The 20,095-nt window shown below is 37.3% G+C and carries 21 protein-coding genes; 2 read left to right on the forward strand and 19 right to left on the reverse strand.

Going from position 1 to position 20,095, the window contains the following annotated elements; all coding sequences use genetic code 11:
- Positions 1–41 precede the first annotated feature (41 nt).
- From AC1DCY_RS16465 to AC1DCY_RS16550, 18 genes are all read right to left on the reverse strand, one after another.
- A complete protein-coding gene (locus AC1DCY_RS16465; protein ID WP_477351830.1) occupies positions 42–773 on the reverse strand; it encodes a hypothetical protein in 732 nt (243 codons plus the stop codon).
- A 35-nt stretch (positions 774–808) separates the two neighbouring features.
- Positions 809–1,360, reverse strand: coding sequence for a serine protease (locus AC1DCY_RS16470; protein WP_427523966.1), 552 nt, complete (start codon positions 1,358–1,360; stop codon positions 809–811).
- Between the two features lie 25 nt (positions 1,361–1,385).
- A complete protein-coding gene (locus AC1DCY_RS16475; protein WP_477351832.1) occupies positions 1,386–2,540 on the reverse strand; it encodes a pentapeptide repeat-containing protein in 1,155 nt (384 codons plus the stop codon).
- A 23-nt stretch (positions 2,541–2,563) separates the two neighbouring features.
- Complete coding sequence (locus AC1DCY_RS16480) at positions 2,564–3,988, reverse strand: hypothetical protein (RefSeq protein ID WP_477351834.1); 1,425 nt, start codon at positions 3,986–3,988, stop codon at positions 2,564–2,566.
- Complete coding sequence (locus AC1DCY_RS16485) at positions 3,985–4,683, reverse strand: hypothetical protein (RefSeq protein ID WP_477351870.1); 699 nt, start codon at positions 4,681–4,683, stop codon at positions 3,985–3,987. Before AC1DCY_RS16485 ends, AC1DCY_RS16480 begins: the two co-directional genes overlap by 4 nt.
- Positions 4,684–4,723: 40 nt before the next feature.
- The gene (locus tag AC1DCY_RS16490) at positions 4,724–5,497 is read right to left on the reverse strand and encodes a DNA and RNA helicase (RefSeq protein ID WP_477351835.1); all 774 of its coding nucleotides are present in this window, start codon (positions 5,495–5,497) and stop codon (positions 4,724–4,726) included.
- A 117-nt stretch (positions 5,498–5,614) separates the two neighbouring features.
- Entirely contained in the window at positions 5,615–8,263 is a 2,649-nt protein-coding gene (locus AC1DCY_RS16495; protein ID WP_477351837.1) for a molecular chaperone, read from the reverse strand.
- A 22-nt stretch (positions 8,264–8,285) separates the two neighbouring features.
- Positions 8,286–8,981, reverse strand: a complete 696-nt coding sequence (locus AC1DCY_RS16500; RefSeq protein WP_477351839.1) for an iron-dependent peroxidase — start codon at positions 8,979–8,981, stop codon at positions 8,286–8,288.
- A complete protein-coding gene (locus AC1DCY_RS16505; protein ID WP_477351872.1) occupies positions 8,972–10,246 on the reverse strand; it encodes a normocyte-binding protein in 1,275 nt (424 codons plus the stop codon). The genes AC1DCY_RS16500 and AC1DCY_RS16505 overlap by 10 nt, the downstream gene beginning before the upstream one ends.
- Before the next feature lie 4 nt (positions 10,247–10,250).
- Positions 10,251–11,882, reverse strand: a complete 1,632-nt coding sequence (locus AC1DCY_RS16510) for a serine/threonine protein phosphatase (protein WP_477351841.1) — start codon at positions 11,880–11,882, stop codon at positions 10,251–10,253.
- 50 nt (positions 11,883–11,932) lie between these two features.
- Positions 11,933–12,772, reverse strand: coding sequence for a PP2C family protein-serine/threonine phosphatase (locus tag AC1DCY_RS16515; RefSeq protein ID WP_477351843.1), 840 nt, complete (start codon positions 12,770–12,772; stop codon positions 11,933–11,935).
- Between the two features lie 6 nt (positions 12,773–12,778).
- The gene (locus AC1DCY_RS16520; protein WP_079562902.1) at positions 12,779–13,306 is read right to left on the reverse strand and encodes an FHA domain-containing protein; all 528 of its coding nucleotides are present in this window, start codon (positions 13,304–13,306) and stop codon (positions 12,779–12,781) included.
- A gap of 39 nt (positions 13,307–13,345) precedes the next feature.
- Positions 13,346–13,921: an FHA domain-containing protein gene (locus tag AC1DCY_RS16525; protein WP_477351846.1), complete on the reverse strand. Its 576-nt coding sequence runs from the start codon at positions 13,919–13,921 to the stop codon at positions 13,346–13,348.
- Positions 13,922–13,957: 36 nt separating this feature from the next.
- Positions 13,958–14,392, reverse strand: coding sequence for a J domain-containing protein (locus AC1DCY_RS16530; RefSeq protein ID WP_477351848.1), 435 nt, complete (start codon positions 14,390–14,392; stop codon positions 13,958–13,960).
- Positions 14,393–14,485: 93 nt separating this feature from the next.
- The gene (locus AC1DCY_RS16535; RefSeq protein ID WP_477351850.1) at positions 14,486–14,911 is read right to left on the reverse strand and encodes a membrane-associated protease 1; all 426 of its coding nucleotides are present in this window, start codon (positions 14,909–14,911) and stop codon (positions 14,486–14,488) included.
- A gap of 226 nt (positions 14,912–15,137) precedes the next feature.
- Positions 15,138–17,306 carry a transcriptional regulator gene (locus tag AC1DCY_RS16540; RefSeq protein ID WP_477351852.1) on the reverse strand — a complete coding sequence of 723 codons (2,169 nt, stop codon included), beginning with the start codon at positions 17,304–17,306 and terminating at the stop codon, positions 15,138–15,140.
- A gap of 537 nt (positions 17,307–17,843) precedes the next feature.
- Entirely contained in the window at positions 17,844–18,767 is a 924-nt protein-coding gene (locus tag AC1DCY_RS16545) for a serine/threonine-protein kinase (protein WP_477351854.1), read from the reverse strand.
- Positions 18,768–18,903: 136 nt separating this feature from the next.
- Positions 18,904–19,275, reverse strand: a complete 372-nt coding sequence (locus tag AC1DCY_RS16550; protein WP_477351856.1) for a hypothetical protein — start codon at positions 19,273–19,275, stop codon at positions 18,904–18,906.
- A gap of 21 nt (positions 19,276–19,296) precedes the next feature.
- Here AC1DCY_RS16550 and AC1DCY_RS16555 point away from each other — a divergent pair, with 21 nt between their 5' ends.
- Positions 19,297–19,671 (forward strand): hypothetical protein, encoded by a 375-nt coding sequence (locus AC1DCY_RS16555; RefSeq protein WP_477351858.1) that lies wholly within the window; start codon positions 19,297–19,299, stop codon positions 19,669–19,671.
- On the opposite strand, the gene AC1DCY_RS16560 is transcribed toward AC1DCY_RS16555, so the two are convergent.
- Positions 19,663–19,872, reverse strand: a complete 210-nt coding sequence (locus AC1DCY_RS16560) for a hypothetical protein (protein ID WP_477351860.1) — start codon at positions 19,870–19,872, stop codon at positions 19,663–19,665. The genes AC1DCY_RS16555 and AC1DCY_RS16560 overlap by 9 nt on opposite strands.
- Positions 19,873–19,894: 22 nt before the next feature.
- Here AC1DCY_RS16560 and AC1DCY_RS16565 point away from each other — a divergent pair.
- Positions 19,895–20,095 (forward strand): hypothetical protein (locus tag AC1DCY_RS16565; protein ID WP_477351862.1); only part of this gene is annotated, 201 nt, incomplete at its 3' end.

The following is a 20,095-nucleotide window of genomic DNA, read 5'->3' on the forward strand; positions in this document are numbered from 1 at the left end:
GATGCGTAAATGCCTAGATATCGCTTTAATAACTAATCAATTTAGAACATAATGATCTCGTCTTTTTTCTCTTTACCTTCTTCATACAACTCTGTATAAATAATGTTTTTCTTGCTATCCTCTAGCTGGCCAATTGAAATTTTGAGAACCTGCTTTGTATCATCGCCACCCATGCGATATAAATGACCGTTCCATTTTCCTGTTATTTTTTGTGCATCGGAAGCTTTGATTTCCTCTACATATGCAAGGTCACCTAAATCACTTTGCAATGTGCTTCCATCCGCGCTAATCGTTAGCTTTTTCACGATTGTAGCAGTAGGATTTTCAATCGTTAACTGATCATCCTTTTTTGCAATAGTAATATCACTTTCGCCAATTTTTCCGAGTTGGAAATGCTGATTAAGTTCTAGGAAAAACTTATATTCGTCTTCTGTAATGCCTAATTTTTCATCATAGGGAAGCTTCTCACCTTCAGCTAGCCCAGCTACTGTTTCTAAATACCAAGCTTTATTTTTTGCGAGAGAAGCCTGCATCGCTGCTGTAATTTTCTCTGCTTTCTCGTTTAAATCTGCTGGAAGACCAATTGCCATGACATCTGCTTTGAATGTGCCTTCTTTAAAGCTTTTAGCCAAATTCTCTTTGCTAAAATCTATTTTAACTGCACTACCCTGTTCAGCTACTGGCTCTTTTTTCTCACCTTTTTCAGCTTCACCTGACCCACAACCAGCTAGTACTATTGCTGCGAAAGCAGCCGCTGCCCATCTTTTTTTCATGTTAATGCTCTCCTACTCTATGTATTTCTAGTTATCTATACATGAAGGATCTCGTTCCATTTGCCTTCCGTTTGCACTTTGCGTAATCGAATACCTCGAAATGATCGGCGCAATATACTTTCTGCTAGCTCAATATTGACAATGATGTAATCCTCTTTAATACCTTCAATTTGAAAGAAGGTGTATGGTGCGGCTAAAGTCTCATCAATAACTAGCTTTTTCAGCGTTCCGTCTAGATTGAATTCGGTTTGTGCTGAAAGACAGGCCACTTTTGGCGGAATGGAGAGCCAATATAACGTCTGTTTTAATTTCGGCATATCTACGAGAACAACTGCTTTAAATGGTAAGCGCGGCTCATATTTTTCCACTAACTGCTTCACTGGATTAGCTAAAAGAGCAATGGGCTTTTCGATAAAATCGATATAGACATTTTCACTTTTATCTAAAACAGGAAATTGACGCTCGAGCTCATCTAGCTCCTCCATTTTTTCCACTGTTAATAGTTCTTTTTTTATAATTTTTGATAGTCCAACTGGTTCTACAGCATTCGAGATACGCTCATCCTGAGATAGAATAAAATAGTTCATCTTTTAATCTCCTTTTTCACGACATCTATTTCCAAATGACACTTGCTATTTGGAATGGATCTAGCTTCAGATGCTCTCGTGCTTCCTTCGAGAACACAGCTTTTTCTAAATTAGCTCCTTCAAAATGGGTATTCTTGACGTTAGCGCCGATAAAGCTAGCACCTCGTAAATTAGCTAGCTCAAAATCAGCTCCCTCTAAATTAGCATCAGTAAAGCGCACTGGGAGATAGCCTGGCATTTCCCACTTTTGTCGATCAGTTAGTCCGCTTGCACCCTGAGCTTGTTGGAAGTTAGCACCTTGCAATTGACTATTGCTAAAATCGGCTTCATGAATCGTACTGAAGCTTAAATCAGCTTCCATTAGTTTACTATTCCTAAGATTGGCGCCAATGAGTAAGCAATTACGCATTTGACTCTGTGCTAAATTTGTTTTCTGGAAAAAGGCATATTGAATATCTAAGTCTTCATAGTTGCCACCAGATAGATTTAAGTTGCTAAATACTTCATACGCATATTCATCCTCTAATTTTTGAGCCAGCCAAGCCTTAATTTCTTCGATATCTTTCGAAGAGAAATCCTCGCTATAGACAACTTCATTGACATCCAGAAATTCACCTATACGAATTTCTACAGCAGCATCACGATCAAGTGCTAAATATTCGGGACATCTAATAATATCTGGCAATGCATATCTAGCAAGGCTAATAACATATTGATGAAAATGAGTTACTTCCTTAAGCTTGATTTGCTCAATATCCGCTTGGGTAATGGCCCCCATGAATGTTTTGCTGTATAAATATAGTTCCTCAACGAATTGCTCTAAAAAGCTCAGAGCCCAGCTTGCATCATAGGTAGTTAAAATAGGTCGAAGGTCAAAGAACCATTCCTCATCTGTTCCCTCCACTAGATAGTGGTGACGCCCCTCCAGTAGCTCTGTACGCAGCATGGAAAACGTGATATGTCCAATTGGCCCTTTCTGTTGAAGGGATTGTTGCTGCTGTAGCTGACGACAAATGATTTGAAAGGATTTTCTAAATTCCTCAGCAAGCTCTTCTTTTGAGGCTTGGAAAAAATCCTCTAACGCCAAGAGATATTTCAACCGTCTTTTCTCTACTTCCGTTTCATAAAAATGCTGTAAAATTTCCTCTGCTTGCATATGTGTCTCCTTCTTTCTCTTCATTAAGAAACCCATCTATAGGGCTATTAATTGGCCTTTACTTCTTTCCCGAAAATTTGCACACTGCCATCCATCGTTATTTTACTTCCCTTGCATTTTAGTGAAATTTCTTCCTCCGCAGACATAAGAATTTTCTTGCTTGCATTGACTGAAATATCTGCCTCGGAAATAAGTTTAATTTCCTTTTTACTAAAAATTTCAATACCGCTCGCTTCATTTAAACGGATAAAAATATCGTTATCCTGTGCTGTAATGACAATTTCCGTAGGGCTCATCTTAATTTCTTTACCAAAGGCAGTTCTGTAATATTTCGTCGAAGGATCATCTAGTTTATTCGTTGCGGTGCTGTCTAAATTTTTTCGAATCGAGCTGCTGGCAATTCCCTCTTCTTCACGATAAGAAGGGAAATATACATGAACAAAGTCGTTAATTTCAGGCATACAATACCAACCACTATGCCCTTCAGCTGTATAAGGCGTTGAATAAAGGAACCAATGCGCCTTCCCTTTATCCTGTTTTTCATCAATATTTAGATGGACCTTAATATGATCCTTGGCAACTTCCAACACCTTACCTTCGATGGATACACCCGAAATTTCTTCGTTAAAGGTTTCACTCTTGTTCATACCTTTCTTCGTTGAAAGTGTATAACGATGCTTTAGTAAACCATCCTTCATCGACGTATAGGCTTCACAAACATAGAGGATGTGTTTATGAAAGGTTACGTGGTCACCTATTGCAAGTACCTTATCGGTTTCCACTTCATAGTACATAAAGTCATGTTCTCCCATACCACCATTGCCGTTCTCTGTATAGAGGAGATAGTCTGCTAGTTTTTTTCTTGTCGTATAATGATAGTCTTCTAGCTTTCCTTTCGCATGACCAGCAGGGACACCTAAATGGAACTTTGGCTTATCAAAGGTAGCAGCAGGAACTAGTCCAGTGTTATAGCGGGAGGCAAGACGTTTTAAAAATTCCCAATCGGTTTCTCGGTACTGTAGGGTAAACTTCTCTAATTTTCCTCCCTTTGTAGCCTCATCGATCACATCGAGACCAGGATAAAAGGAACTCATTCGTTTGAATAGAGATGAATAGGCCATCCCTTTATCCTGATAGGAGCAGTTTTTCTTCTTAATATCGAGTTGATATGTATTGGAAGCAGCTTCTACTTCGATATAATAAATATCTCGAATCGCACTTACTTTGACACCTAATATAATCCCCTTAAATAACGGGGTAGGTGCACCTAAATGATCGAGCTGATTCACTTCAATAGCTGAATGGACCTCTGTCATTTCGACATACTGATCTCGAACTTCCTCAGGTACAATACCCGTGAAGCGTAATGTCGCGTGCTCATTCATTTTCTTTGTGAGTGTAAGCTCTTGAATGCTCACTAGCTTAAATGGTAATATTTGAATATTATGATAGGCAGTTACTACTCCACTCATCGTAATACGCCCCCTCCACTTCCGTTAGAAGCGAATTTCATTGTTTTCATCATCGCTCTAGCGATAGGACGCCAAGTCTCAGTATCTTCCTCCGTACAATTGAACGTACCAATAAGCGCTTTCTCATCAATCGATACAAAGAACATTAAATTAAAAATCTCACCATCAATAGCAGGTGTAATGACCTCGATAAATCCGACTGTTTTGTCATCTATTTTGATTACATCTGTATCAAACCATTCTGCTGCGGGCTGAGATTGCTCAAGAACGTCAATCATATTTTCCTGAAACTCAGCTACACCCTCATCAGGTAAAGAATGTGATGTCTTGTTGAAAGCTAGATTGATAGTAGATGATTCATCCGTATATATAATGTTTGGTCTTCGTTCTGAAGGGTATTTTAATGAGGCTAACTGAGCTGGCATGATTGAAAATATCTTCGGCATTCGGAACGAAATTTTTCCATCCAGGACATGCTGATCAATGACCGGTACTTCCTGCTCGTCTATATTGACAAAGTCCTTGTAAAGGTCAATTGCTTCTAGCTCAGGCTGTTCCTCCTGTATAGGCTCCTCAGGCGGCGCTTGCTTCTCTTTTAAAGCTGCTTCCTTTTGAGCTAATTCATGTTGTTCCTGCTCTCGCATTTCATTTCTAAGAGCGATAATTTGTTCATCTAAAAATTTCAATCTATTCACCTTCCATTTCTTGAACATTTCTTCATCAGCAGACTATCAGCTAGTCAACAATCATGCGCTTTGGTCGCCCTTGACTGTGTCCTGTCATACGACCTCCGCGCTTTGATTCCAATAAAATACGGTTCAAGTATTTATGAATTTGACTATTAGAAAATGTTTGGTAGTCTAGCTCTAGCCGATTGCAAATATAAAAATCAATCGCATCTCGTTGAACCCGCTCCTGATTTATGCACTCTAAAGCAAAAGCTATATCATACGGATTCGCTGGGCGATTTTTTAACAGCTCTCGTGCAAAATAGCGCAAAATGATTGGATGGTATGTGCTTTTTTGAAAACCTGCATACTGACTGTGAAGATAATTTACCGTATTGTATTCAGTAGCAAAATCGGAAAAATCAATATACTCCGAGCGCAGTTTTGCACCCGATTTTAATTTAAAGCGCGCCAACTCTAGCTCATTATTTGCAAGTTCTAATGAATCATCTAGGACTATTTCTGTTGTATGGTTTTTAAAATCTAATTCATTCACTTCTTCAGCAAACCGTACTTTTAGAATCGTCTCGCTTCCTGTTGCCTCATAAGGAAGCTCATAGCTACTATGTAGCATATAGAGCTTTCCGTTATGCTTGATAATGCCTTTCGCTATAATGAGGCTTGTATCTGCTACGATAATATTGGCACCCGCAATGATGCCATTTGAATAATCTTGGAAATATAAATCTAAAAATCTTCTGGGATAATCCCGCAAATTTTCCAGCATTTCTCGCTTTAAAATGCGGCCTTTTTGAAAATGTGGATATTGATTGGCAAACAAGCTGTCACCCACCTCTTTTCTTGTTTTTCACTGATCAATTATGCCTCGGCATAATTGAGTCAGGAATCGGTTTTTGATTATACAAAGCCGATTCCATGACATCCGCCGGAGGCTGCATTACTTTAATCCATCAAAGAAATCTAGCTCAGACAAATCGGTTTCAAAGGCAAAGAATTCCTTGCTACCGATAAACAACTGTTCGTCTTTTCTTGCTACTGGAACTACATGGAAGCCCCAATGATCTTCGCCTGCAAAGACAAAGAACTTCACTTCTCCATTCGTGATAGAATCCGTCTCGTCCTGCGGAATTTTATCTTGATAGTGCATTGCAATATTCTCATAAAGAACAGGTGCATAATCCTCCTGACGATTAAAATAAGTGTATTTATACGCTGTGTGATGGTCGCTGCCAGTGAGGAAAAACTCCACCTCTTTTACACCCCATGGGCGAGAAATCGTACCATGTATTTGATTCAGTCTTTCTAAGCTACTAATCAGTAATTTTTCCTGACGATTATGCGTAAAGGCACTGACAGCATAAGGCACAACTGGCGCATGGTTCGTCACTTCTGTTTCAATCATGCCGATTTTCTTAGCATTTAAATAACGAAGTGCTCCCCTTAAACAAGCAAGCTTTAACTCTGGAACTTTACCGATATTTTCAGCCTTTTGTCTAAATTCAATGCTGCGTCCTGGTACAAATTCCTTTAAAGCCTCGCGAAATGCGTCTATTTTACAGGATTGTCCCGTCAATTTAATGATGGAATAGTCACTCAGTATGCCAGTCTCATAAAATTCCTCTAAAAACTCTCGTACGATATCATAAATATCTGCCTTTATGAGATGATTGATTTCTTTAATGTTGAAAAAGACATTTGGGAAGTCATAAACTTCCTTAAATTGATTATTTTCTACCAACGATAGGCACCAGCGATCTACTGCTGTGACATTTAAATCACTATCGTGCTGCATATCGCTATCCGCATAAAAACGACTTCTTAATATACCTGTTTTGCGGAAAAATTCCTTCTTCATCTCTTCTGCCATTTCCCATAAGAAATAATAATTATTGCGGACACGTAGGTACTCATCACGTGTTCGATTTTCATATTCCTTAAAGCGTGTAGGAATAATATATTCGGCATCTACAAAGGCTTTTTCGAATTGTTCGTACACCGCTTCAACGCCATGGTCATCTACATATCGATAAATATCCTTACCTGGAATATCTATTAATGCATCGATATCATAATCATTTTTTCCTCGACTATAATAGTTGGCAAAGACGATTTTCATAAATTGGAAAATGCGATAGGTAATATTGTTACCACCAAAATTCGTATCCCCGTTTTCATAGGTAGTATGAATATCAATTTTGTAAGAAATATGTCCGTCCTCTATTCGAAACTTACAAGAAGAAAGGTCTGTTGTTCCGCCCCCGCAATCAATCACAAGCGCTTTGTATTCCTTACCATCGAGAAAGCTATCATTCTCTATTTGATTGGCGATTGTATTATAAAGTACCGACATCCCTTCATCGAGAGCATGCTCAGTTTCGATTTGGTATTCGGGTAAAATCGCACGAAACATATCTAAAAATTGTGTTTTCAGCTTAACGGGACTGGAAATATGTAAATGCTTGAAGCGACATTTGAATTGATGCTCCGCCATTCGAATAATATAAAGCATAAACTCTCTTAAAATTTGGCTACGTGGAACAAGTGCAGTATTGCCGTTAGCATCCATCACCTCTTCCAGCTTGGCATAGTTACTAACCCATCGCTTAATACCTTGGAATTTCGTAGCCAAAGATGTATAGCTATTTTTTTTCATCATTTTTAACGCTTCATAGCCGTAGTGATAGCATACTTGGTCTGCATTTGAGCAATCTGCGACAGTCATGACCGTCGGCACTACTTCAATCCATTCGTTTTGATGAAGTGGGTCTGGAAATTGCACAAAATTGATGCTATTTAGCTGAATTCTGTCATTTAACAAATCATGACTGCAAGGAGAGGACACATAATCGCTCTCTAAATAAACACCAGCCGTTGTATTTGTTGTGCCAAAGTCAATCGCAAGAATGGCATTCGTTGTTTCCAGCTGTTTCATCTCTAAATCTGGTATTGGAACTTTATAATAATGAAGATTTGTTGGCGGAAGTGGAGTCTCCTGATAATACGTCTTATAAATATATTCAGAATCTTGCTTTCTTAAAAAAATAAAGCTGTAGTTTTTATTGTTTGTCTTCCGAATTCCAATTGCTTGGTCAGCAGCGAAATAGTATTGATTTGGGACTTCGTCGTCTTTAAGGATATTAAGGATGCCGCAAAGTTCCAGCTGCTCATTGACTAGCAGTACATTAGATTCAACAAGAAAACCGCCTGTTTCCACGAAATACTGATCGGGTTTATCAATCTTCATCCCGCTATATAAGCTCATTTTGGCAGGAATTTTAATGTCACCATTGTCAGACATCGGTGTTTTTAAATACTCTTGCATGGCCGCTTCTACTCGTTCAAAGCCCCCATCCTTTTTTTCTCTAATAAGAGGGTTTTCTTCAGAGCCACGGTATCTTAAAATCTTGTCAATTAACTCGTCTCTTGTCAGTGTATTAATAAGCCCAGTCACAAGCTTTTCCTTATAGCAAATATTTCTAAGCTGGAAGGTTGTCATTTCCATTAGTTCTACTCGTGTATAGGTCATATATTTCTTTTCTGTATTACGCTTATTGGCATACAGCTTATATGAATATTTAGTTGTCATTGGAATCCCTCCTCTTCCTCATTTAGTAAAGAGCTATTCGATCTAGCTTCATCGTTTCCTCTGCATCAATAATGCCAAAATGATATTGCCAATAAACCTCCATATGAAAGCCTATTGGCAGAAAAATTTCTTGTATAAGCTGTACCTTTCGCTCATTCTGTTCTGTCTGCTTTTGACGGATGTATAAAAGCAGCTCATCCTGGTCCTCCGATTTCACATAAATCATGCAATTTTTAAAGAGCCTTTTCAGCGTATCCTTTAATAAGTAAATTTCTTCACCTGTCCGGTACAGTCTTAGCATGTTGAGCGCAACTATTTCTTGCTCCTTTTTCGTAAAGGCATGAATATTGTCACGCGCCAATTTACCAAATACATCGGCCTCGATTTCCCTTAAGATAAAGCGAATATAGAACTCTCTTTTATTCATGCCCTGCATACGATCAATTTCAGCTAAAAAATGCAATACGGTATCTAAAAGATAATCCCTAAACTCTATATCTGAAGTATTATCAGGATGGAAAAGACCATTAAAAATTCCGTAATAGCGATAATACGGATTTACTTCAACGTGCTGGTCAACATACTGTGAATTTAATAGTTGTGGACTTAGTTCCATATAAGGTGAATAGGCCTCTGCAAGATGAAAATAAATATCCTTTTTAGAAAGTCCTTCATCCTCAGCTTTAATGAGCAAATCCCAAATATAGTTCATAGCCAAACACCTACACATTCATATTCGAAGAAATGTCGTTGCACTTCTGATACGAGGAAGCTTAAAATATCGTTTGCGATAAAGTTTCTTTCCTCTTTCGCCTTAAACTTTAACAGCATCGTTTTTCTATGATTATTTTCTCCTATCATTTCCGTTAAGAAAGTGTTCGCGGAGTGCGTAAAGCTCGTTCCCGAGAAAGATTCCACTATTTCGACATCTACAAGCTCAAATTGATCAGCTGCCTCAAAGGAGTTAATCATACGAATAATTTCACCCTTCGTTTTAACAGTAGCCGTATACTTGTTAGCGAATTTGTGTATAAAATGCTCGATTCTTCGATTTGATACAAGCTCGTAATTCAATTTGCCGATCTTCTCATCTTCCATCTTTGCAATTTTGATTAGCTGCCAAACCCCTGACTTATCTTGGGGTGAAACAATTGTTAATTCATTGTCTGAGCGTTTAACGTAACGAACATTATCCTCTTCGGCCTCAACAAGATAGCCATGCTCGTTTCCGATTTTACGTACGGAAAGGACATGTTCAAAATTCACCTTATCGATAGCAGGGATGGGAAACCCGACATTTTTGACCTCATAGCGTTCAATGTTCCATAGTGGAACCATATTTAGGCGTTTTTTGTCCTCATACTCTTCTAAATCAACGATTATTCCAGTAATTTCAGCATCCTCATTTAAAGGCGGGCAATTTACTAAATTGACATTAAAAAATTTATAGACGAACGGGTGATTAATGGTTTTCCACGGTAAGCCGTTTATTTGGAAAAGCGGATATAGCTTGTTAATCTCTTGTAAATAGTCAGTATTCTGCGAAAGACTGACCTTAATCTCTACTTGTCCTTCTGTCGTTACTAGCTTTCCATTAAAGAGTCGCTGCCCAGCAAGTAATTGTTGGATTTTTATGGAATCACATTCTAGAAATAATGTGAACAGTTCTGCTGATTTATTGTTGTTAAATGCTTCAAGCATTTTTTTAAAATTAATTGATTTACTTTCTAAATCAGTTGGCCGCATTGGGAATAAGCATTCATGAATAGGGTCAACATCCTCCCTGGAACTTAACGTCACATAAATATCAAACCTATTCTCAGCATCATCTATTTCATTGAATATACGCTCCTCAAGCCTTTTGTTCATGTCATCCTGATAATCGATTAAATTTACAAAAACGCCACTGACAATATCCTTTAGCAGTTGACGTTGCTCTAAATCCTCTATTTTGCGTAACCGTTCAATCATGAGCTCTTTCATCAATTTATTTTCCCTCTTTCATCACTTCAGCATCAGATGGCTCACCAGCAGCTGTCCCTTCATTCGTAGGCGGAGCTGCATTATCGGCAGCTTGTGCTTGAGGAGGAGGATTTAATTTATCATTGGCGTTCATAACCTTTCGCTCAAGACCTAAAACCTTCGACAGCAGCTCTGTCTCCTGATAAATTTCCTGTGCAAGTGTATAATATTCAATTGCTTTCCCGAACTCTTGGCGTGCATAGCTCTGATCCCCGCTTTTTTCTAAGCCTTCAGCCTTTAATTCCTTCTGGGCCTTTTTCAATTCAGCAATTTTAGCCTCTGTGTCTTCTATCTTTGTCTTTATTTCAGGTTCGCCAGTATAGGCAATTGTCAGGGCTTTTTTTCTAGCTTTTTGATACGTTTCAAGAGCCCCATTGTAATCCTCTGCCTCAAATCGAAAATCTCCATCTTTCACAGCTTCAGCAATTTGTACAATGGTATCCATATTAGCGATTCTTTGTTCAACTACTTCTTTCCCAAAGTCTTTAATAAGCTTTCCTTCTTTTTTAGCCTTTTCATATGACTCCAGGGCATCGTTAAATTTACCTTCTTCCGCTAATTTATCTCCACTGATAATCAGATCGGTAACTCTTAATTTTTTAGCTAGTAAATTTCTATGTATTGGATCCTTCAATTTTTTTGCCGCATTTCTGCCTTCACTATATTCCAGCAGTGCCTTATCATAAGTCCCATCTTGAAAATAAAGGTTTCCGCTCTTTTCATGATCTTTCATCTCGACGGTTAATTCAGCCATTTTTTTGGCTTGCTTTGCCTGATAAAAAATCGTGCCTCCACCTACGACCAAAGCTAGCACTAATGCAGCTGCAATCATTTTAATGTATTTCATCTTTTTCTTATTTGTTTCCTGATAAACCTTATTAGCAAATATAGCTGCGATTGTGTAATTATTGACCACTTTCTTTTGCCTGCTTAACAGTACCTCTTCTAATAAATCAATGTATTTCTCAGGCTCTTTTGCATCTTCCAACGCATCTGCCATTTCAATTTCATTGACATCCTCCCAAAAGCCTGCTGTACAAAGCACTAGTACATCGTCATCCATTAACTTCATTTTCTTCGAAACAAAAGGCTGGAAATCTTTTGGTTTACCAAGATAATTTAGTAAATTGGTTCTTTCCTCGTGATGACTTATATCGAGCGAACGGTTCCTAGTATTCACTATCTCTTGCGCTAAGCTTTGATCAGTGCTTTTAAACGTTAAAGTACCATTACGAAAATGATACAATCTCGAATTTCCTGCAACTGCCACAATCATCTTTGAGTAATCTGATACGACAATGACAATACTTGCTTTCAATCTCACCCTTAAGCTTTGAGCTTGGAGAATGTCTTGGGCATTTTTCAAATATTTTTTAATGCTTCTTCTAGACATGGATGGCTTTTCCATGAATTTCTCTAAAATTGCCTTCACGGCAAGCTCCGCACTACTTATTTCCTGATCAGAATCTAACCCTTTTACAGCTACCCAGCAGGCTACATCGTCCAGCTCTGTATAGGCAAAGTAATCTTTATTTTGCAAAAATGAGCCCGCTTCGGATAAAAAGCTTGTTTTAAAGTTGCTATTTTCCTTTCTCATGATTACTCCTCCTTATTTACTGACTCATTTAAAGACGACAAGTATAATGATTACCATGTTTTTTCTAGAATAACGATGGTTGCATTATCTTGATTTTTTAAGCGTTTTTGTTCAACGGCTTTTATCATGTCTTGAGCAATATCATAGGGAGTAGCTTGTTGAGAGAGAATTTTCTCCATTTCAACCTCTGTTAAAGTATCATAGACTCCATCACTAAATAGGCATACTTTATCTCCTATATTTAGCTGAATCGGACTTTTTCCTATATCCATATTTTTAAAGCCTTCATACCCTAAATAATTGATAAGTCTCTTTTTCAAAGGATTTTCCTGCACCTCAAGCTGAGATATTTCACCAGATATATATCGCTCAGTTAACACTGATTCAAAAATATGCTTTTGATTGATGGCCTTAAATTCTCCATTTCGGAAAATGGTTATGACACTATCTCCAACTGCTCCCCAATGAAGAAATCCGTTATCATCAATAACGGCTGCTACTAATGTAGTACCACCGTTCGAGCCATTTAAATTTTCGACAATCATATGATTACTTGCAAAAGCGGCCTCCTTAAAAAATTTTTCTAGAGTATTTAGACCGCTAAGCTTTTTAAATTCTTCAATAAATGTATTGACAGCAACCGTACTTGCCATCCTACCGTTTGCTAAACCACTGATACCATCAGCCAAGACTGCAATTGTTCCATTATTCGTTTCAGCTGTAGAGAAGTAATCATCTTGCTCATCACGTCTGCCAATCGTTTGTCCATTACCGATTTCTATTTTATTTTTTTCATTTTGTTGCGCAAGCATGTTTCTAACGATTAATAATGCAATGAGTACAACGATAAAAATAAGTGCAATTATGTATGGCAGTAGTTTCTGATCCATCCGTCATCATCCCTCACTGTTGTTGTTTTCCCATTCAAAATGAACACCACATAAGGGAATAAAGAGAAACATACTTCCGCCTAACTGAATCACATCATACGCTGCTAGCTCTGTTGGCGTATAAACCGCTTCATTATTAAGATAAGCTAGGCCTGATGCATCTCCTGGAAGCAAATAGAAATTCCTTTTTTTAGGATCATAAACAATGACTGCATGGTTGCGCTGGGAAATCGAATTATCTCCGACAATACGGATGTGCATATCCTCAGCTCTACCAATAAAGTTTTTTTCCGATAAAATTCGATAGTCTCGCCCCATTTGAGGCCCTTCAATACAAACTAACCATCCTGTTACCGGATCAATGCCATCCATTTCTCCAAGATATGGCATTGTTTTATCATCTAGCTCTGCTACAGCTGTTTGCTGACTGCTTGGTCTTTGCTCCTGTTCCACCATTACGTTGCAATATGGACAAACATTTCTATGCCTTCTTGAACTAAACATGTGACCATTCGTACATCTAATCAAACTCATTTTCGCTATCCCCCGTCTATGTTACGAATTTACTTGTCTCTATTTCACTAAAATTCGCGTATTTGCTATGTATATCGTGTCTCCGTTACCAATTGGGTAAGGGCTTTCATGTTGTATTCTATTTTTAACGCGCTTATTAGCTTTTTTTAAACCAACACCATTTACTGAATCAATATCCTCTATGTACCATACTCCAGAAACATTGTTTAATACGGCATGTTCATAGTTAATAAGCGATTCATATTCTGTACCGCTTAAATCGATATCTGCTTTATTGTCAGCTGAACTTTTACCAATAAGTAATGATGTTTGGTCATCTATCTCCCATTCATCTATTTCAGCTCCTCGATCATTGAGGAGAACTAATTTTCGAATTTTCTTGTTTGTCACATCGTCATTTTTATCTCTTGCTTCATACTTAACAGAGCCATAAACAATTGCTAGTATGACCAACATAAGTCCAATAATTGTTTTCAAGATAAAATCCTGATTCATGACAAATACGTAAAGAATGAAAAAGAAGGCGATTGTGACAATAATGATATCTATAACTTTTATTATCATTTGTTTTTTTGCGTTTTCAGTGTATGTATCCATTGAATTTTGACCATACATGTTATCACACTCCTTCATACTAGCTATGGCTTCGTTTTACTTGTTAAAAAAACGTTCAAATAAATCAGTTGTATCTAGTGGATTCTTCTTTGCGTTCTTATTAAGGGTTGATCCCGTTTCCTTTGTTTTAGGATTAAAACCAAAAAAATGCTCAAAGTTCTTTTCAATATTGCTCATATTAAAATCTGGTTTTTTTTCAGTAGACTGTTGGCGTGAAGACTGTTTTTCAGATGTCTGTCCATTACTCCAACTTTGACTAGCACCATCTAGTCGAGCATCATATGCTTCTCTTGAAGCTTGATCCTTCAGTACTTTGTATGCCTCTGTCACTTCTAAAAAAATCTTTTCAGATTCTTTGTTTCCACCGCTCACGTCTGGATGATGTTTTTTAGATAGTTTTCGATAAGCTAGTTTTATTTGTGCTTGCGTGGCGTCTCTACTAACACCTAAAGTTTCATAATGCGTTTTCATGTTTTTTCATCCCCAATATTAGGATTATTCAAAATTATCTAAGGAACTATGAAAGTCCCTTAGATAATGTGGAATAGCTATCAAGCAGCAATCTTAAACAGCGTAGCCGCCTTCGATTTTCGCCAAGTCTGTTTTGTCTTTCTTTTGCTTAATGAATAAGTAGAATTCACCAATACCTTCTGTGTCACCATACTTTTCTGAATAGTCAACAACGAAAGCATTTGGGAAGTGAATTTTTCTTACTACTTGATCAGCAGAAATAACTTCTAAAGTTACTTTACGGTAACAGTCAGCTTTTTCAGCTGGTACTAATGACCATAATCCTAATTTCATCGTGTCGTCAGAATTATCACCATCAGTTGCAGTAAGAATTTTACCTTTTACTTTTAAAGTTGCTCCTACATCTGTAGAACGTGCGTTAGAGTCATCTGGAGTATCTGTTTCATACTGAACAGACATAATGCTATCTAACCCTAGTTCAATTGCTTCTGATCCTTCTACTTTTAATACAAAACCCATTTTTAGTACCTCCTAATATTTGTTGAATCGTCTCAATAAATTGCTTTAGGTGAATTTATAACTAGCTGTATGCATTCCTCCATGCCTAATGCAAGTACATGAAACATAGAGAAATATGTAATGTTACCACCTTGCAATTTATGGAAGATTCTATTTATGTTAAAAGATTTATGAATAAATCTTAAACATCCCACTTAAAAAATTTTTGAGTGTATGTGTAAACTTGTTAGGCCTTAACAGCACTACTTGCCTTTGTAATCATGACTTCAAGATTCTTCACATTACCGTTAAACATTAGGTCAATCTGACAAGTGCTTGTTTTCTCATCGATAATGTAGCCAATGTCATCTCCATCGTGAATAATAGAGTTTACATAGCCTTTATCATTAACCCATTTACTTTTTTGACTACTTGGATTATTACTAAAGAATCGAACGATATTTTCGTGTTTAAAGTCACCAGATTGGAATCGTAAAATTCTTTCAATATACGTACTAACTTGAGTTTTGTAAATTGAATCGAATCCATCTTCTTCCATCGCTAGACTTCTAGCTTTATACACTGTAATACGTTTAATTTCTTTATCTTGAAGCTGTGCATTTTCTGAAGAGAATACAAAGCCAAAGCTTCTGCTGTTAATGGCATCTTTAATATTATTAGTAAATCCTGAGATTTCTTTCGCCATTGTTGTAACGGCTCTTAGTGAATTATCACCAGCTTCAATATCGAAGCGTACACCAGGATAATTTCTCTGAACATTTCTGAAAGAATCTTTCAAATATTCCGGACATTGATAAGCTGAGACAATACCTGCCGCTACATAGCTAGCACCAACATAAACGCCCTCTATCCAAAGTTTTAAAATATCCTCTTTTTCTTTAGATAATCGCGCTCCATTTTCTGTTGTCTGCATTCTTGTATCAATGATTACTCCTGATTTATCTTTAGGAATAATAGTGAAGTTCGGTAAACATGGTATCGCAAACTCACTATAATCTTTTCGAATAAGCACTGAGCATTTATCAATCAAGCGATCAATACCTGCAGTAGCAATTCCATTGAATGTCGTTTCTTCTTCTGCCATGAAGTTGAAGAAAATCTGTATTTTATAATCTTTCACAGTATCAAGAAGGATGGATAACGATTCCATCGTATTGCCATCTTGCTTGGCAACCTTATCGTTCCCTTTAAATCTAGCTCTACTTACTTTCATTTTTCCGGAAGCTTCTAGTTCTAGTGCAGGGACAATTCCGTACCATACCGTATCTGTAAAATCATTTTTGGAGTTAACTGTATTTAAATACGTGCGTAATCGTGGTAGATTATTACTTTTAACGAGCATATCTAACTTTGTATTCGTTACAAGTAACGAGGGCTGCATACCTTTATTTTTAGTTGCATACTGATCAAAGTACATTTTTACGCCTAATAGTTTTTCAACTAACGGCTTCACTGTTTTTACAAATTCATCCTTAGCATCCTTATAGAATTCTAAGTATGTATTGTAGTTTTGTACCTCTGTCTCTACATCCAATTCAGCTCTCACGGCTGGTAATGGAGAGAAGGTTCTTACGACTAAATCTTTCACATAAGAGGATGGTGATTCTGTAATCGCCTCATAGTCCTCTTCAAAAACTGTGCTTAAACCATAATTACTATTTTCTTCAATAACCATCAGTTCTGAGCTATTATTTTGTGGTGCCTCAATAATTTTTAATTCACCATTGTCACCAATTGAAAGCGTCCCAATTTGTAATTTTTCGGATTCACCTTCATCCTGATTAGCACCTAACAATAGTCGAGTTTTAATATCTTCAATTGCTAAAGGAAGCATTGCCATGACATTGTTGTAGTTTCTACTTGCCACTTCAAACATCAGGTTTAGCTTGTCCCCTGTATCCAATTTTTTTGGATCGCCTTCATCTAATTTGTCATATTCACCATATAGGTAATGAATTTCTTTTCGGACTTGTCGAATGTCGTCCATAACCTTTTTAGGAGAGATCATATCGAGCAAATTTTCAAACTTGAAATCAACATTCGCGATGCCCTGACTTCTTTTCGTATCAATGAGGGTAAATAACATCTTTAAAAAATCATTATTTTGATCGACTGCTATTTCAGAAATACAGTCATCTTGAATTCCTTCTGGTTTCTGTAATGTATACATAACCTTTTGGTTAGCAGCATTGTAGAATGAATAAACCGTTGGAGAAAACTTATCTAAAAACTCGTCGAAGCTTTTGACAAGAAGATTTTCATTAATTTCTTTAATTTTTTCATCACTAAGACTGTCAATCCCTTTTACATCTCCAACAAGCGTAATTAAATCCATTTTTTCCGGATTAATTTCCTCAAAGAGCATGGTTCTGTTTGTTTGACTAATAATCTCCATTCAGTCGGCCGTATGATTATACAGCCATCCCTCCTTTTTGTAACGAATTTCGAGTAAGCATAGTCATAAGTGAGTAGCAAATAAAATATGATAATTGCGTTCGAAATCAACTAATAAGATACTAATAAGTAACAAAATGGTAATTACAGACAAAGAATCAGTAATTATTTTTATTTATGATTTTGTATGTAATTATGTATTCCAGTTACTCAATACTAGAATTCCAAATGGTTCTATAATTTCACATGCTTACTTCACTGATGACATTATGTATCACAAAGTAACTATACAATATCTAATTTTATTGTCAATATTTACATTAGAATTATATGTAAAACAAATGTATTTAACTGGTTAGGTGGTAAAAAATAAACATATTAAAGTTTATGATGTTTTTATAGAAATAAATGTATTTATTCTTTTTTTTTACTAAAAAAACAGCTTATGGAGTGAAAATTCATAGTCCATAAGCCGTTAATTAAAAATATGTTTTTGAGTGAAAAACAATACTATAGAATCACTATTATAAAAAAATAGTCATTTAGTATCATTCGAATTAAAATAGTTCTTTATCCTATTGGCAATATTTTCGGTAGCAACGGCCAGTTCCATAAATTTAAGTGAAGAGCATCGTTTTTTTGCATGCACTGCAAGGCCCCACATAATAGTTCGAGATAGAATAATACTCACTTTTTCATTATATTTTCTCACATTTTCAATTTTATCCTCGATTATACGTTTTGAGCTATCCAGCGGGATAATATCTGTTAAAGAAAAATAAAATGTTGCTGCTAAACTATAAATATCTGTATACACACCTTGCTCAGATACATTCGAATATTGCTCTAAAGGAGAATACCCTGGGCTTGTAAATATTTGATAATTCTCAGCAGTTTTATAAAAAATAGCCGAACCAAAATCCAGTAAATAAGGATTACCTTCAGAATCTATCATAATATTACTTGGTTTAATATCACGATGGAGTATGCCTTTTTTATGTAAATAGCTTAAAGCATCAATTAGAGGGAGGAATATACTAGTGTACAAATGATTCCTATCATTAATAGGAAAACCCTTTAAGTATTGATCTAATAACGTTCCTTCATAATACTCCATCACGATATAAATCGACTCATTTTCTTCAAAGTGGTCCATATATTTGACGATATTACGATGATTTATTTGCCGCATAATTAACGCTTCATTTAGAAAAATAGCTTTTAAATCCTCGAACTTCTGCTTGGTTGAAGGCAAACGATTAACGACTGTTTTATTATCTAAATCCCGTAAAGCGATGTCATTTGGAAAGAACTCTTTAATAATTAGCTGATTCCCTACACTCATATTCTCCGCGATATAAACAAATGACAATTTACTAGTAGCAAGTACTTCTTTTATTTTATATGTATCATTCAAAACACTGTTTGCCGGTAAGCTCAATTCAACTTGAATCGCTTGCATTTTTAATCTATCAGCCCTTTCAACACATGGATTATGAACAATTTGTTACATTTTCAATGCGAAATATATAATTATTTTAACTTAAATACAAATTAATGTAAGTATATCAATATACACCCTTTTATTAAATAGTTTCTTATAGTGGTTCGTGGTTCGTGGTTCTGCATTGCATGGTGGTGTTTGGCACAATGCGGTGGGGTTGCTTTGTTTTTTCTAGCTTTTTGATGATTCTATCCACCTTTTTGTTGGTCCTATCCATTTTTTCGCCGGTTCTATCCATCTTTTTGATGGCCCTATCCATCTTTTTGATGGTCCTATCCATCTTTTCGCCGGTTCTATCCATCTTTTTGTTTTCTTTCCGTCGCTTGGACCTTTTTTTCCGTCGCCCTGTTTTCTTTCCGTCACCTTGGCTCTTCCTTCCGTCGCTTGGATCTTTCCTTCCGTCTCTTTGGCTCTTCTTTCCGTCGCTTTGACCCTTTTTTCCGTCGCCCTGTTTTCTTTCCGTCACCTTGGCTCTTCCTTCCGTCGCTTGGATCTTTCCTTCCGTCTCTTTGGCTCTTCTTTCCGTCGCTTTGCCCCTTTTTTCCGTCGCCCTGTCTTCTTTCCGTCACCTTGGCTCTTCCTTCCGTCGCTTGGATCTTTCCTTCCGTCGCCCTGTTTTCCTTCCGTCACCTTGGCTCTTCCTTCCGTCGCTTTGACTCCTCTTTCCGTCGCTCTGTTTTCTTGCCGTCACTCTGGCTCTTCTTTCCGTCACTTGGACTATTCTTTCCGTCGCTTGGACTATTCTTTCCGTCGCTTGGACTCCTCTTTCCGTCGCTTGGACCATTCTTTCCGTCGCTTTGACTCCTCTTTCCGTCGCTTTGACTCCTCTTTCCGTCGCTCTGTTTTCTTGCCGTCACTCTAGCTCTTCTTTCCGTCGCTTAGACCCTTTTTTCCGTCGCCCTGTTTTCTTTCCGTCACCTTGGCTCTTCCTTCCGTCGCTTGGATCTTTCCTTCCGTCGCTTCCGACTTTCTTTCCGTCGCTTGGACCATTCTTTCCGTCGCTCTCGTCTTTCTTTCCTTCGCTTTGACTCTTCTTTCCGTCGCTCTGTTTTCTTTCCGTCACTCTAGCTCTTCTTTCCGTCGCTTTGACTCCTCTTTCCGTCGCCCTGTTTTCTTTCCGTCACCTTGGCTCTTCCTTCCGTCGCTTTGCCTCCTCTTTCCGTCACTCTGGCTCTTCTTTCCGTCACTCTGGCTCTTCTTTCCGTCACTCTGGCTCTTCTTTCCGTCACTCTGGCTCTTCTTTCCGTCACTCTGGCTCTTCTTTCCGTCACTCTGGCTCTTCTTTC

It is taken from the genome of Lysinibacillus sp. 10T31 (assembly GCF_056394365.1).

What these genes read in the sequence shown, in the direction of transcription:
- AC1DCY_RS16470 (WP_427523966.1), bottom strand. Translation starts at nt 1,360, where the DNA reads ATGAACTATTTTATTCTATCTCAGGATGAGCGTATCTCGAATGCTGTA.
- AC1DCY_RS16475 (WP_477351832.1), bottom strand. Translation starts at nt 2,540, where the DNA reads ATGAAGAGAAAGAAGGAGACACATATGCAAGCAGAGGAAATTTTACAG.
- AC1DCY_RS16535 (WP_477351850.1), bottom strand. Translation starts at nt 14,911, where the DNA reads ATGGGTTTTGTATTAAAAGTAGAAGGATCAGAAGCAATTGAACTAGGG.
- AC1DCY_RS16510 (WP_477351841.1), bottom strand. Translation starts at nt 11,882, where the DNA reads ATGAGAAAGGAAAATAGCAACTTTAAAACAAGCTTTTTATCCGAAGCG.
- AC1DCY_RS16540 (WP_477351852.1), bottom strand. Translation starts at nt 17,306, where the DNA reads ATGGAGATTATTAGTCAAACAAACAGAACCATGCTCTTTGAGGAAATT.
- AC1DCY_RS16525 (WP_477351846.1), bottom strand. Translation starts at nt 13,921, where the DNA reads ATGTATGGTCAAAATTCAATGGATACATACACTGAAAACGCAAAAAAA.
- AC1DCY_RS16465 (WP_477351830.1), bottom strand. Translation starts at nt 773, where the DNA reads ATGAAAAAAAGATGGGCAGCGGCTGCTTTCGCAGCAATAGTACTAGCT.
- AC1DCY_RS16495 (WP_477351837.1), bottom strand. Translation starts at nt 8,263, where the DNA reads ATGACAACTAAATATTCATATAAGCTGTATGCCAATAAGCGTAATACA.
- AC1DCY_RS16530 (WP_477351848.1), bottom strand. Translation starts at nt 14,392, where the DNA reads ATGAAAACGCATTATGAAACTTTAGGTGTTAGTAGAGACGCCACGCAA.
- AC1DCY_RS16520 (WP_079562902.1), bottom strand. Translation starts at nt 13,306, where the DNA reads ATGAGTTTGATTAGATGTACGAATGGTCACATGTTTAGTTCAAGAAGG.
- AC1DCY_RS16545 (WP_477351854.1), bottom strand. Translation starts at nt 18,767, where the DNA reads ATGCAAGCGATTCAAGTTGAATTGAGCTTACCGGCAAACAGTGTTTTG.
- AC1DCY_RS16515 (WP_477351843.1), bottom strand. Translation starts at nt 12,772, where the DNA reads ATGGATCAGAAACTACTGCCATACATAATTGCACTTATTTTTATCGTT.
- AC1DCY_RS16505 (WP_477351872.1), bottom strand. Translation starts at nt 10,246, where the DNA reads ATGAAAGAGCTCATGATTGAACGGTTACGCAAAATAGAGGATTTAGAG.
- AC1DCY_RS16480 (WP_477351834.1), bottom strand. Translation starts at nt 3,988, where the DNA reads ATGAGTGGAGTAGTAACTGCCTATCATAATATTCAAATATTACCATTT.